Origin of the sequence: Streptomyces sp. HUAS YS2 (genome assembly GCF_033343995.1) — a bacterium.
Lineage (GTDB): Bacteria > Actinomycetota > Actinomycetes > Streptomycetales > Streptomycetaceae > Streptomyces > Streptomyces solicathayae.
Map to the genome: position 1 here is coordinate 3,493,614 of NZ_CP137573.1, position 13,660 is coordinate 3,507,273.

Annotated in this window: 10 protein-coding genes and 1 pseudogene; 4 read left to right on the forward strand and 7 right to left on the reverse strand. The window is 72.0% G+C overall.

Annotated elements, in window-relative coordinates; translation table 11 throughout:
- Window positions 1-12: 12 nt before the first annotated feature.
- On the reverse strand, window positions 13-2,328 hold the full coding sequence (locus R2D22_RS15900; RefSeq protein ID WP_318104083.1) for a Tox-REase-5 domain-containing protein: 2,316 nt from the start codon (window positions 2,326-2,328) through the stop codon (window positions 13-15).
- Between the two features lie 119 nt (window positions 2,329-2,447).
- Here R2D22_RS15900 and R2D22_RS15905 point away from each other — a divergent pair, with 119 nt between their 5' ends.
- Window positions 2,448-3,083 carry an HAD family hydrolase gene (locus R2D22_RS15905; protein ID WP_318104084.1) on the forward strand — a complete coding sequence of 212 codons (636 nt, stop codon included), beginning with the start codon at window positions 2,448-2,450 and terminating at the stop codon, window positions 3,081-3,083.
- A gap of 13 nt (window positions 3,084-3,096) precedes the next feature.
- Here R2D22_RS15905 and R2D22_RS15910 read toward each other — a convergent pair whose 3' ends face one another.
- Both R2D22_RS15910 and R2D22_RS15915 read right to left on the reverse strand, forming a co-directional pair.
- Window positions 3,097-4,980: an AMP-dependent synthetase/ligase gene (locus tag R2D22_RS15910; protein ID WP_318104085.1), complete on the reverse strand. Its 1,884-nt coding sequence runs from the start codon at window positions 4,978-4,980 to the stop codon at window positions 3,097-3,099.
- Between the two features lie 157 nt (window positions 4,981-5,137).
- Entirely contained in the window at window positions 5,138-6,463 is a 1,326-nt protein-coding gene (locus tag R2D22_RS15915) for an acetyl-CoA C-acetyltransferase (protein WP_411977027.1), read from the reverse strand.
- Window positions 6,464-6,513: 50 nt separating this feature from the next.
- Here R2D22_RS15915 and R2D22_RS15920 point away from each other — a divergent pair, with 50 nt between their 5' ends.
- Together R2D22_RS15920 and R2D22_RS15925 are read left to right on the forward strand one after the other, a co-directional pair.
- A complete protein-coding gene (locus tag R2D22_RS15920; protein WP_318104086.1) occupies window positions 6,514-7,839 on the forward strand; it encodes a 3-oxoacyl-ACP reductase in 1,326 nt (441 codons plus the stop codon).
- 4 nt (window positions 7,840-7,843) lie between these two features.
- Entirely contained in the window at window positions 7,844-8,722 is an 879-nt protein-coding gene (locus R2D22_RS15925; RefSeq protein WP_318104087.1) for a MaoC family dehydratase, read from the forward strand.
- Here R2D22_RS15925 and R2D22_RS15930 read toward each other — a convergent pair.
- Window positions 8,691-9,335: a TetR/AcrR family transcriptional regulator gene (locus R2D22_RS15930; RefSeq protein ID WP_318104088.1), complete on the reverse strand. Its 645-nt coding sequence runs from the start codon at window positions 9,333-9,335 to the stop codon at window positions 8,691-8,693. The genes R2D22_RS15925 and R2D22_RS15930 overlap by 32 nt on opposite strands.
- Before the next feature lie 175 nt (window positions 9,336-9,510).
- Here R2D22_RS15930 and R2D22_RS15935 point away from each other — a divergent pair, with 175 nt between their 5' ends.
- A complete protein-coding gene (locus R2D22_RS15935; RefSeq protein ID WP_318104089.1) occupies window positions 9,511-10,635 on the forward strand; it encodes a gamma-glutamylcyclotransferase family protein in 1,125 nt (374 codons plus the stop codon).
- A 79-nt stretch (window positions 10,636-10,714) separates the two neighbouring features.
- Here R2D22_RS15935 and R2D22_RS15940 read toward each other — a convergent pair whose 3' ends face one another.
- The 3 genes and pseudogenes from R2D22_RS15940 to R2D22_RS15950 form a co-directional block, all read right to left on the reverse strand.
- A complete protein-coding gene (locus tag R2D22_RS15940) occupies window positions 10,715-12,700 on the reverse strand; it encodes an FG-GAP repeat domain-containing protein (protein ID WP_318104092.1) in 1,986 nt (661 codons plus the stop codon).
- A 320-nt stretch (window positions 12,701-13,020) separates the two neighbouring features.
- Window positions 13,021-13,179, reverse strand: a pseudogene (locus tag R2D22_RS15945) (dicarboxylate/amino acid:cation symporter); the annotation flags it as partial.
- 60 nt (window positions 13,180-13,239) lie between these two features.
- A complete protein-coding gene (locus R2D22_RS15950; RefSeq protein WP_318104094.1) occupies window positions 13,240-13,620 on the reverse strand; it encodes a hypothetical protein in 381 nt (126 codons plus the stop codon).
- Window positions 13,621-13,660: the final 40 nt, after the last annotated feature.

A 13,660-nucleotide genomic window follows, 5' to 3' on the forward strand; every position in this document is an offset into this window, starting at 1 on the left:
CCCTACCCCTCGCTAGTCGAACTGCTCGGGCTTCTTGAGGCCCTTCTCCTTCGGGAACTGCTTGGTGTGGAAGACCTTGATCGGCAGTTCCGCGTCCCGGAACGCCTTGCGGGCAGCCTTGGCCACCTCGGGGTCGGAGAAGTGCCATTCGATGGCCTTGCCGTTGGCCGCCTCGACCTGGCGCCTCGCCTCGTAGAGGAACTTCTCCTTGCCGGACGGCGTCAGCTCCTTCTTGCCCGGCTTGGCCAGGTAGCTGTCGTAGCCGTTCTTGGCCTCCAGGTAGGTCTGGCGGGAGGAGTCCCAGCCGTCGTAGTCGACCGCCGGCTTGTCCGGGTCCGGGTGCGGGACGGTGTACTCCTTGCCGCGGGTGCTGCCGGTGATCTGTTCCTGGTACTGCAGCCAGGACTCGTTCTTCCAGTTGGGCTGCGGGTTGCGGTCGCGGCTGGACCAGAAGCCGTCACCGTTGTCCAGTTCGCCGAGCTCGTGATCCTTGAGGTCCTTGGCCCAGGACGGCGGATTGTAGTTGCGGGGGTCCGAGTCGTCGTTGCGCTGCGGCTCCGGGTGCTGCTTGAAGTCCTCGGCGGCCTTGCGGGCGCGCTCCGGCTCTTCCGCGGCCTTCTTCGCCACCCACGCCTTGTTGGCCTCCTCGCGGGCCTTTCGGGCGTTCTCCTGGGCCTCCGCGTCGCACTCTTCCTCGGCGAGGACGACGTACTTCGGAGCGCCGGCGGCGAGGACGCCCGTGCCGGAGCCGGGAACTCCGGTGAAGGGACGGGGGGTCAGAGGTCCGGAGGCGATGGTGCAGCCCGTCTTGCGGGCCGCGTCCTCGGCCTCGTCGGCCGCCTCGTCGGCCTCCTTCGCGGCCTTCTGCGCACCCGGTACGTCGCCGGCCTCGGCGGCCTTCCTGGCCCGCTTGGCCGCGTCCCCGGCCTTGTTCGCGGCCTCGGCGACCTTGGCGGCCGCCTTGCCGAGCTTGCCGAGCTTGCTGAGCTTTCCGACGACCTTGGCGCCGTTGTAGCCGGGGATGAACATCGATCCGACGTTCCAGACGACGTCGGTGACGGCGCGCGTCTTCTCGCCGTTGTTCCAGCGCTCCCGGACCTCGTCGCCGACGAACATGTCGTCGCCGACCTTGATGACGGTGTTGACCGACGCCCCGCCCCAGTCGGTCAACGCGTCGAGGTAGTCGCCGTTCTTCCACTTCTCGCCGGCGTCCTTGGAGTCCTTCACCCACTGGTCGCCGAGCTGAACGCCGTAGTCCTTCAGTCCGGACCAGGTCTCCGGCTTGAACAGGTCGATGATGCCGCTGACATCGCCCCAGACGCCGTCGACAAGAAGGCCCGCGCCGACCTGGTACGTACGGTCCCAGGCACAGCCGAGGAAGCCCCAGCCGCTGCAGTCCTCCTCTTCGCCGCCCTTGTCGTCGCCGCCCTTCGAGTCGTCCCCGCCCGAGACGTCGATCTCGTCGTACTTGGCCTCGGGTTCCTCGCTGGTCTCGGGGTAGGTGTCGGGGGAGGTGGTCGGGCCGTCGGGGCCGTTGCCGTTGTTCTGCCCCGGCAGGGTGGGGCCGCCCGTGCCCCCGGTGCCGCCCGTGCCCCCGGTGCCGCCCGTACCGCCGCTGCCGCCCGACGCGCCCGCGCTGTCGCCGGTGCCGTCCTCGCCCTGGCCCGCCTGCGTCGACGTGTCGCCGTCGCCGGCCGGGCAGGACGTTCCGACGACCTCGCAGACCGCCGACCGGAAGCCCTCGGAGACCTGTCCGCCGACCCCGCTCATCAGCAGCGCTACGACGATCGCGACGACCAGGATGATCAGCCCGGTGTACTCGAGCGCGCCCTGACCGCGGTCGCGGTTCGGCCGGAACAGCCGCTCGGGCGCGGGCTGTCGCTCGTTCTCGGCGAGCCGGAACCACTCCCGGCCCTCCGGGCGGCTCAGGAAGTAGACGATCAGCGCCGGCAGGAAGAGCTCGGTGAAACCGTGGAGCGAGCCTGCGGCTATGTTCCCGATGCCGCCGAGGATCAACCAGGCCTGGACGCCGAGGAGCCCGTACCGGATCCGGTCGCCGCCGGTCCACATCCGCCGGCCGAGCCACCATCCGGCGACGCCGGGGACGGCGCCCCAGGCGAGCAGGCCGAAGAGGGACGCCTCGACGGCGTCCGCCGCGAGCGCGGAGCCGAAGAGGCCGAGCCCGCCGACGACGGTCGCCACGAGAAGTACGGTGAGCAGGACACGGGTGACGACGAGGACCCGGGGAAGGTCGCGCCTCCCGGCCGCTCCCGGCCCCGCGTACACGGCACCTCCACCGGCGAACATGCCTCCGCCCACGGACGACATGCGGGCCCCCTCAACGTTCCGTATCCGTACAAGAGTTCAAGCCTGCCTACGTTACGGTGACCGGACGCCGCAGTCTTGGGCCCCTGGGCCCAAATTCGGCCTCACGTACGATCTCGGCCATGACCGGACATGAATCCGCGGACTTCGTCCTCTTCGACGTCGACGGCACCCTGATGAACGCCATCGCCAACCAGCGACGCATGTGGGCGACTTGGGCCGGGCGGTACGGCCTCGACGGGGACGCGGTATACGAAGTGGCCCTGCGGACACGGCCGGTGGACACCTTCGCCGAGGTCGCCCCGGACGCCGACCCGGACGAATGCCTGGCGCTGCTGCACGCGCTGGAGGACGAGGACGTGCAAATCGGCACGTACGACGCCTTCGCGGGCGCGGCGGAGCTGCTGCGCGCGCTGCGGCCCGGGTCGTGGGCGCTGGTCACCTCGAACTACGAGCACCGGGTGCGCGGACGGTTCGCGCGGACCGGACTGCCGGTGCCGCCGCTCGTGGTGGACGCGACCGCCGTCGCCGAGGGCAAGCCCTCCCCCGCCCCGTACCTGCGCGCCGCCTCGCTCCTCGGCGCTCGCCCGGAGCGCTGCCTGGTCGTCGAGGACGCGCCCTCGGGCGCGCGGGCCGGGCGCGCGGCGGGCATGACGGTGTGGACGGTCAACTCCCCGGGCCCGACCCCCGACTCGCACCGACACTTCCCGACGCTGGCCGCGGCGGCCCCGGAGATCCTGGCGTTCAGCGGCGCCTGACCGGGGGCCGCCGTCAGTCCCGGTACATCGCGTCGATCTCGCGGGAGAAGTCCCGGGCGATCGCCCGACGCTTCAGCTTCAGCGACGGCGTGAGGTGGCCGCCGCGCTCGGAGAACTCTCCGGGCAGGACGTGGAAGCGGCGGATCGACTCGGCGCGCGAGACCAGGCGGTTGGCCTCGTCCACGGCGCGCTGGAGACCGGCCAGCAGGTCCGGGTCCCGGGTGAGGTCGGCGAGCGAGACGTGGTCCTTCTGCCGCATGCGGCGCCAGTGCGCCAGGCCGTCCTGGTCGAGGGTGACCAGGGCGGTCACGTACGGGCGGTTGTCGCCGACGACCAGGCACTGGGCGACCAGCGGATGGGCGCGCAGCCAGTCCTCCAGCGGCGCCGGGGCGACGTTCTTGCCGGCCGAGGTGACGATGATCTCCTTCTTGCGGCCGGTGATCCGCAGGTAGCCGTCCTCGTCGAGGGACCCCAGGTCCCCGGTGGGGAACCAGCCGTCGGCCGTGTACGGCACGGCCTGGCCGTGCTGCGCGTCCCAGTAGCCGGCGAAGACGATGCCGCCCTTGAGCCAGATCTCGCCGTCGTCGGCGATCCGCACCGCCGTGCCGGGCAACGGCCAGCCGACCGTGCCGGCCCGGGGGCGCTGCGGCGGGGTGACGGTGGCGGCCGCGGTGGTCTCCGTCAGGCCGTACCCCTCGTACACCTCGATGCCCGCGCCCGCGTAGAACGCCGAGAGCCGCTGCCCGAGCGGCGATCCGCCGCAGACGACGTGCCGGACGTGCCCGCCGAGCGCGGCCCGGATGCGGCGGTAGACCAGCTGGTCGTACACGGCCCGCGCGGCCTTCAGGGACAGCGAAGGCGTGGCCGCCTCGCGGGCCTCGCCGTAGCGCTGAGCCACCTTCGACGCGCGGTCGAAGGACGCTGCCCGGCCCATGCGTTCGGCGGTGGCGCGGGCGGAGTTGAAGACCTTCTCCAGGACGTACGGGATGGCGAGCAGGAACGTCGGACGGAACCCGGCGAGGTCGGTGAGGAGGTCGTCGTCCTCGATCGAGGGCGCGTGGCCGATCCGCACCCGGGCGCGGATGCAGCCGATGGCGACCATCCGGCCGAAGACGTGCGACAGCGGCAGGAAGAGGAGCGTGGAGGTCGGCTCCTTGATGAGGGACCGGAAGACCGGATGCAGGAACTCGACCGCGTTGTCGACCTCGGCGAAGAAGTTGGCGTGGGTGAGGGCGCAGCCCTTGGGGCGGCCGGTGGTGCCGGAGGTGTAGATCAGGGTGGCGATCGTGTCGGGGGTCAGCAGGCCGCGGCGGGCGGTGACGGCCTCGTCGGGAACGTGCGCGCCGGCCCGGCGGAGTTTGTCGATCGCGCCGGTGCCGAAGACCCACAGGTGGGCGAGGCCCGGTATCTGGCGGCGCTCGGCGGAGACCACGCGGGCCTCGTCCATGCCCTCGACGGCGCAGGCCACGGCCCCGGAGTCCTGGAGGATCCAGCGGGTCTGGAAGGCGGAGGAGGTCGGGTAGACCGGGACGGTGACCAGGCCGGCGGCCCACGCGGCGAAGTCGAGCAGGGTCCACTCGTACGTCGTGCGCGCCATGATCGCGATCCGGTCGCCGGGCTGCAGCCCCTCGGCGATGAGGCCCTTCGCGACGGAGTGCACCTCGGCGGCGAACCGGCCGGCCGTGACGTCCTCCCAGACGCCGTCGGGGCGCTTGCGGGAGAAGGCGACGTCGTCGGGGGCCTGGTGGGCGTTCTCGTACGGGAGGTCGGCGAGCGAGCCGCGCGGGGCGCGGGGGACGAGCGGTGGCACGTACGCCTCGCGGACGCGGCCGTCGAGGGAGACGGTGCGGGGCGGGACGGGGGCGGGCGGGTCGGTGGCGCGGCGGGCGTCGGACACGAGCGGCTCCTCGTCGGGGGGGCTTGGGGCGGGCGGGCTCCTGGTGCGGGGGTGCGGGGCGCGGGGCGCAGTGCGCGGGGGTGCGGGGCGCGCCGGGGTGGGGCGCATGGGCGGGGAGGGCGCCGCCCCTGCGGAACGGCTGCCCACAGCCTGGGGATTACGGGCGTTCGAGGATCGCTGTCACGCCCTGGCCGCCCGCCGCGCAGATGGAGATCAGGCCGCGGCCCGGAGTGTCCCGCTCCGAGAGCAGCTTGGCGAGCGTTGCCACGATACGGGCCCCGGTGGCCGCGAAGGGGTGTCCTGTCGCGAGAGACGAACCCGCGACGTTGAGACTGTGCCGCGGCACAGGCGCCAGGCCCTGCTTCTCCCACGCCGCCATGGTCGCGAGCACCTGGGACGCGAACGCCTCGTGGATCTCGAAGAGGTCGAAGTCCTCGATGCCGAGCCCGGCCCGCTCCAGGAGCCTCGGCACGGCGTGCGCGGGGGCCATGAGCAGCCCGTCCTCGCCGTCGGCGACGTCGCCGTGGACGTGGTCGACGGCGGCGGTCTCGTACAGGCTCAGGAAGGCCAGCGGGCGCAGGCCGCGCGCCTCGGCCCACTCCTCGCTCGCGAGCAGGACGGTCGCCGCGCCGTCCGTGAGCGGGGTGGAGTTGCCCGCGGTCATCGTCGCCTCGCCGGGGTGGTCCGTGCCGAAGACGGGCTTCAGCGTGGCGAGTTTCTCGACGGTCGAGCCGGGGCGGAGGTTCTGGTCACGGGCCAGGCCACGGAAGGGGACGACGAGGTCGTCGAGGAAGCCGCGCTCGTACGCGGCGGCGAGCCGCTGGTGGCTGGTGGCGGCGAGCAGGTCCTGGTCCTCGCGGGAGACGCCCCACTTCCGGGCGGTGATCGCGGCGTGCTCGCCCATGGACAGGCCGGTACGGGGCTCGGCGTTGCGCGGGATGTCGGGGACGAGGTGACCGGGGCGGATCCGGACGAGGGCCTTGAGCCGGGCGCCGGCGGACCTGGCCCGGCGGGCCTCGAGGAGCACCCGCCGGAGGTCGTCGTTGACGCCGAGCGGGGCGTCGCTCGCGGTGTCCGCGCCGCCGGCGACCGCGGAGTCGAGCGCACAGAGGGCGATCTTGTTCGCGGCGGCGACGACGGCCTGGAGTCCGGTGCCACATGCCTGCTGCATGTCGTAGGCGGGTGTGCGCGGGTCGAGCGCGGAGCCGAGGACGGTCTCGCGGGCCAGATTGAAGTCGCGGGCGTGCTTGAGGACGGCGCCGGCCACGAACTCGCCGACCGCGCCCGGATCGCGCAGCGCGTACCGCTCGACGAGGCCGTCGAGCGCGGCGGTGAGCATCTCCTGGTTGGAGGCGGTGGCGTAGGGGCCGTCGGAGCGGGCGAACGGGACACGGCTGCCACCGAGGACGGCGACGCGACGCACGGCGCGCGGGGCGATCGGCGTGAACGGCTTCTGCGGCATCTCGACCAGCTCCTGACCCATGAGTAACCTTACTCAAGGGTAAATCTACGACCGCGCAGGGAGTCTGGACAATGGCCGACCGCTATCTGCACTTCACCGGCACCTCCGCCGGCCGCTTCCTCACCCGCCGGCTCGGCCTGCCGCAGCCGGCCGCGCTGCACCGCTGGTCGGCCGAGCGCCCGCGCCTGGAGGGCTCGTTGCTGCACCTGACGGCGGGGCGGTCGACACATACGGAGGAGCTGGACGCGGTCCTCGCGCGGACGGGACTGACGCGTACGACGGATACGGCGGCGGGCGCCGTCGCGGCGGTCGTGCTGGACGCGACGGGCGTCGCCGACGCGGCCGGGCTCGCCGAGGTGCACGCGGCGCTGCACCCGGTCGTACGGTCGGTCGCGGCGAGCGGGCGGATCGTGGTGCTGGGCGCGCCCCCTTCGACGACGGACCATCACCAGGCTTCGGCGCAGCAGGGGTTGGAGGGCTTCGTCCGTTCCCTGGGCAAGGAGGTCGGCAAGGGCGTCACGGTCAACCTCGTACGCCTCGAAGGCGGCGCCGCTGCGGCGGAGTCGACGCTGCGGTTCCTGCTGTCCCCGAAGTCGGCGTACGTGAGCGGCCAGGTCGTGACGGTCGGCGACGCGGAGCCCGAGGCCGTCGGCGACCGGGACCGGCCGCTCGCCGGCCGCACCGCGCTGGTCACCGGCTCTGCACGGGGCATCGGCGCGGCCGTCGCGGAGACCCTCGCGCGGGACGGGGCGCGGCTGATCTGCCTGGACGTCCCCCAGGCGGCCGAGGACCTGGAGCGGACGGCGGCGCGGCTGGGCGGCGAGGCGCTGGCCCTGGACATCACGGCAGCGGACGCGGCGGAGCGCATCGCGGCGGCGGCGCCGGACGGGGCGCTGGACATCCTGATCCACAACGCGGGGATCACCCGCGACCGCCGGCTGGCCAACATGCCGGCGGACCGCTGGGCGTCGGTGATCGCCGTCAACCTGACGTCGGTCCTCGACACGACGGACGCGCTCCTGAAGGCGGGCACGCTGCGGCACGGCGGGCGGATCGTGGCGACCGCGTCCATCGCCGGCCTCGCGGGCAACAACGGGCAGACGAACTACGCGGCGAGCAAGGCGGGCATCGTCGGCCTGGTCCGGTCGCTGGCGCCGCGCGCGTACGCGGAGCACGGGGTGACGGTGAACGCGGTCGCACCGGGCTTCATCGAGACGAAGATGACCGCCGCGGTCCCGCTCTTCATCCGCGAGGCGGGCCGGCGGATGAACTCCCTCGCGCAGGGCGGCCTCCCGGTCGACGTCGCCGAGACGACCGCCTGGCTGGCCCACCCGGCCTCCGCCCCGGTCAACGGCCAGACCGTCCGCGTCTGCGGCCAGAGCCTCCTGGGCGCGTGACACGATGCGCACCCTGCTCGCCCTCGCGGAGGGCGTCGTCACCTCACCCTTCAAGCGCCCGCACGCGGCGGCCGGCCTCCCCGAGGCACGCCTGACGCGCGGCCCGGTGGACATACCCCGGGACCGCCTGGCCCGGTACGGAGAACTGTGCGGCTTCGCGCCGGACCCACGACTGCCGCTCCCGTACCCGCACCTGCTCGGCTTCCCGCTCGCCATGCGGATCATGAGCCGGCGGGACTTCCCGCTGCCGCTGCTCGGACTGGTGCACACCTGGATCACGATCGAGCGGTACGCGCCGCTCACGTCCGACGACCGGCCGGAGATCACGGTGTACGCCGAGTCCCTGGCGCCGCACCGGCGCGGCACCGAGGTCACGATGGTGACGAAGGCGCGGGTCGCGGGCGAGCGGGTGTGGGAGTCGCGCAGCGGCTACCTGGCGCGGCACGCGCGCCCGGAGCCGTACCCGGACACCGAGGCTCCCGTTGCCGCCCCGCTCCTCCCCGCCGTCGCCGAATGGCAGTTGCCCGCCGACCTGGGGCGGCGGTACGGGGCGGTGTCCGGGGACCGCAACCCGATCCACCTCCACCCGCTCACCGCCCGCGCGTTCGGCTTCCCGAGGGCCATCGCGCACGGGATGTGGACGTTCGCGCGATGCCTGGCCGAGCTGGACCAGGACCGGGACAGGGACCGGGGCGCGAGCGCGGTCACGCACGTCCGCGCAGAGTTCCGCGCGCCCGTCCTCCTGCCGGCCGTCGTGACCTACGCGTCCGCGGCCGACGGCGACGCGGGCGGCGGCGTCGCAGGCCGTGCGAGCGGCCGGTTCCAGCTGCGCAGCGGGGACCGGGTGCACCTCATCGGGGAGACCAGCGCTCGTTCCGCATGAGGTTGCCGAGCCCCGCCCAGGCGAAGTTCATCAGCGTCGCCGCAGACTCCCAGGCCGTCATCCCCGGCGTCTCGTTGGCCCAGATCGCCAGCGACTCGGCCGCGCCGACGAGGGCCTGGGACAGGCCGGCCACGTCCCGCTCGGCGAGTTCCGGGTCGCGCTGGGTCTGCCGGTGCGTCTCCTCCGCCGCGGCACCGATCAGCGTGGCCACGTACGCGACGATCTCGTCCCGCATCAGCGCGGCCTCCGCCGCGAACGGCTCCGTGCGCGCCTGCCGGCTGAGCACCGCCCAGCCGTCCGGGTTCTCGGCCGCGTGCGTGAAGAAGGCGAGCAGTCCCGCCCACAGCTGCTTGTCGGCCGGCAGCCCCGGCTCGACCGCGGCCCGCACGGAGTCCAGGAGCGCCTTCGCCTCGCGCCGGATGCACGCGACGAACAGCTCCTCCTTGGAGTTCAGATACAGGTACACCAGCGGCTTGGAGACCCCGGCCAGCTCGGCGATCTCGTCCATGGAGGCGGCCTGGTACCCCCGCTGCCCGAACGTCTGCACGGCGGCGTCCATCATCTGCCGCTCGCGCACCGCCCGCGGCATCCGCTTGGCCTTCGCGCCGCCCACGTCGGACATCCTTCCGCCCCCACCCGCTGTCGTGTCTCCGCCCGAAAGCGTACGTGCCCCGTGCCCACCCGGGGGCGGGGGGCACATCGCCGATCAGGGATCCGCCGGGTTATGGCGTGGCAGCCCCGACGCTGCCACCATGAACCCACGCAGACACGCACATGGGGGGCGCGCCATGCAGGAGTTCGCAGAAGGAATCCTGGCCAGCCCTGCGTGGCAGGGGATCGGCGCTCTGGCGGGCCTGGCGGCGGTCGCCATCTATGTGGCCGTGGAGGTCCGCCGCCGTAGACGCAGGGACGACCCGCCGGGAAACAGCCGCGAAACTCAGCAGTGGGAGACATTCGACCTGTCGTCCCCGGAGGGAGAGGACTCCTTCTACAAGGCCTTGACGAAGAGCATCATCGCGGCGGAGGAGAGCATCTACCGATCCGGGCGAGGTTTCGCCCGGCCCCGTCACGAGAGAGTGATCAACGACCTGATACGCGCCGAGGAGACGGCGCTGCGCAATGGCGTCGAGGTGACGAGGATCCAATCGAGTCCCTCGGCGAGCGAGAAATGGTCGAAAGCGTACGCCGATCTGACCGAGCGCTATCCCGAGCACCTCAGGATCTTCGCCGGCTACAGCGAGAATCCACTGGTCAACGTGGCGGTCATCGACGCGTACGGCTCCTCCCCCGTGATCCAGCTGCTCTTTGAGTCCCACGAGCTCACCGCGGGCGGCCCGCGCCATCGGGGCGCTGCCGCGTTGTTCCTGCGCAGTCAGCCGGCTCTCGCGATAAGCCTGCAGCAGCAGTTCGAGGAACACGTGCGGATCCTCCACCGGATGACCGGCGACGAGGTGCGGAAGCTCGCCAATGCACCGATCTATTTCGCCTACGGCTCCAACATGTCCGGCGAACAGATGCGAGAGCGGTGCCCGAGTGCACGGCCGCTCGGAATCGCGCACCTGTATGGATGGCGGCGAAGCTTCTGTGTTCCGGCGCCTCATCTGGACGGCCTCGCCGCCGGCATACAGAGAAGCGACAATGACGGTTCACACGTGGTCGGGGTCGCGTACGAGATGACCGTACCGGACCAACAACGACTTGATGCGATCGAGCAAGGCGGGTACAGACCCGAACGTGTGGGAATCAAGCTCGACGGAATACATAAAGAGGCTTACACCCACGTTCCCGTTTCCACCGTGCCCGAGGTTCCGTCCGATGTGCCCCGTGCGTATCTGGACATCATGATCACCGGGGCCGAGGAGAACGGACTTTCCGAACTCGCCGCCGAGCTGAGACGACTCGGCGCAAGGTGAGCATCGGTTCGGTGCGTGACGGCGCGGGAAAGGGGGCAGGGCGGACCGCCCTGCCCCCTTAACCACCGCGGACCGACTGCTAGCGGATGCTCGCCTCGTACTGCCAACCGGTGCCGATCTTCACTCCGGCGCCGAAGCCTCCGGTGCCCGTACCGGCGTAGCGGAAGAGGTCACCGGCGGTGTTGCGGGCGACCAGGTCGTTCTTGCCGTCCATGGTCAGGTCACCGATGCCGACGATGTCCACCATGCCGCCCCAGCCCGAACCGACCCTCACACCGGAGCCGATGGCCCCGGCGCCGGTGCCGAAGTACCGGTACAGGGAGCCGGTGGACGTACGGGCCACGAGGTCGGCGTGGCCGTCGCCGTTGAGGTCGCCCGAGCCGACGACCGTCCTGGTCTTCCAGCCCGTCGCGATCTTCCCGACCTTGGACACGCGGCCGGTCGTCGTGCCCTGGTACAGGTACAGGTCTCCGGTGGAGGCCTGACGGGCGACCAGGTCCGGCAGCCGGTCCCCGGTGAAGTCGCCGGAGTACGTCAGCACGTCGAACGCGCCCCAGCCGCTGCTGCCGATCTTCGTGGCGGGCGACGTCGGGGTGACGGCCTGGCCGCAGGCCGGGCTGTAGCGGTACAGCGCGCCCGCGCCGGTGCGCACGAGGGTGTCGTTGCACCCGTCCCGGTCCAGGTCCCCGAAGGGGAGCACGAGCGACGAGGTCGGCCAACTCCCGCCGTCGGACCTCACGTACAGGGTCTGGTTCGCGTTCCCGTGGTGGACCACCAGCCCACCCCGGGTGCTCCGCGAGTACAGGTCCGGGTTGCCGCTCCAGCCCGCGTAGTCACGGAACCTGGGCGGCACCGGAACGAGCCCGGTGCCGGCCGCGTACAGCTGCGCGCCCTGCGCCCAGACCGCGGTCACATTGCCGTCGGGGCCCACGGCGACGGCGCCCTGCGCCGTCGAGGTCGAGGCGGTGCTGAGCCGCTTGGGCCCGGCGGCCCAGACGCCGTCGATCCGGGCCACGGTGAAGAAGTCCCTGCCGCTGGTGCCGCTGCTCTGCGCCCAGCCGACCTGGATCGTGCCGTCCGCGCCCATGCTCGCGTCGATGTCGGTGATCCAGCCCTGGCCGAGGGGCTGGATGGCGCTCCAGCCACCGCCGGCCGTCCGCGTGACGGAGCTGACCGACACCCCGTCGCTGTAATGCGCGGACCACACGAAAGTGACGTCGCCGTTCGCGCCGATCAGCGGTGCCTGGACATAAGTCCGGCCGCCGTACCCGGACTTCTCCAGGGCGCTCCATGCCGTGGCGCCCGCAGGGCGGACGGCGGTGACTACGTAGCCGGCATCCTCACCCGAGCTGTCGTCCCCACCCCCGTAGGTGGTCCAGGTCAGGGCCGCCGTGCCGTCAGCGCCGACGGCGAGCAGGGGCGCACCGCCCTCGTCCGGCGGGGCGATCGACACCGTGCTGCCCCACCGGGCGGCCCCCGGCGCCTTGTCCATGGCCAATACGCCGGAACGGCCATCGGCGTCGCGTCCCAACCAGGCGACGGTGAAGGTACCGTTCGGGGCCACGGCCACCTGGGGCCCGCTCGTGGTCGTGGCGCCGGCGACCGGCTCGGACCATGCGCGGCCGTCGGCGCTCTCGGAGACGTAGAGCCTGTCGTCCGCGGCGCGTCGCCACACGGCCACCCGCTTGCCCGAGGCCGGGTCATGGGCGAAGCCGACCTCGGAGAAACCGGAACCGTAGGCGATGTCGGCGTGCTGGGACCAGGTCGTCGCGCCCTTGGCGAGCATCGCCGTGTTGACGGTGGTCGTGGGGGACGACAGGCCGCCGACCCACGTCAGGGACACCGAACCGTCCGATGCCGGCCACAGCCGCACGCTGTCGAGTTCGGCCCGGACCATGTCCAGCTGGACGGGCTTGTCCCAGACGGTGCTCTTGGCGGGCCGGATCGAGGTCAGGAGCTCGGCTGTCGACGATCCGGGAGCCCGGTGGTACCAGACGGCCACCGCGGACCCGTCCGCCCTCGTCACGAGGTCCTTGATGATCATGCCGTCACCGATGCCCGGCATCGGCGTGGGCGTGCTCCACGCCCCCGACTGGGCCGCCGCAGCCACTCCGGCCGTCGCGAGGACGGCGGTTGCGGCGGTTCCGAGGCCGATCCCCCCCAGGGCCAGCGTCGGAACGAGCGCCGCAGTGACGATTCTTCTGTTTGTGTGTCGCAAAGTGAATTACCCCCCTTGTACAGGTGCGCGCGACCTTAACAGCACCTGAACCACCCCCACGCAGGAGGGTGATCATGGTTCGGGGGGTGCTCCGGGCTCGCGTGCAGAAGCGCCCCGGATCTCCGAAGATCCGGGGCGCTTCTGGCGATGCGAGGTGCGGGTCGGTCCTACGCGGCGACGGGCACCGCGACCTCGCGCTCGACGTCGGCCGGCTGTGCCTCGTCGATCGGCGAGGCCGAAGCCGAGTTGTACTTGTCCAGGTCCAGGATCTTCTCGCGGGCCGACACGACCACCGGCACCAGCGCCTGACCGGCCACGTTCGTGGCCCCACACGCTCTCCGAACCGAACATGCTCCGGCCAACCCCTGTGAGGCACCGTCGAAACGTCACGGGTTCGTTCGGCGCGCGGTCCAGAAGTCGTAGTACTCATCGCAGACCAGGCCCTGGTTGACCCAGCGCCGGGGGTCTGCGGCGAAGTCGCGCTCGGCCAGGTACAGGGCCTCCTCGGGGGTGGGCAGAACAGCGATCTCGCGTCCCCAGGTCTCTTCTTCGGGGTCCATGGGTCGCAACTCGGTGATGTCGAGGAATGTGTCGGTGCCGGCGTCCTCGACGTCGCTCAGGAAGACACTGGTCCCTGTCCGGCCGGGACTGAGGGCGATCCATCGGAGCCCGTGGCGGCTACCGCTTTCGATGGAGCCGAGAAACTGCTCGATCTGCTTCCCGCGGTTGAGGGCGCCGAGGGCGAAGGCCGGGGTGAGATGCCGCATGTCGGTTCCTCTGCTGGTACTGGTCGAGCACAGGGGTCGA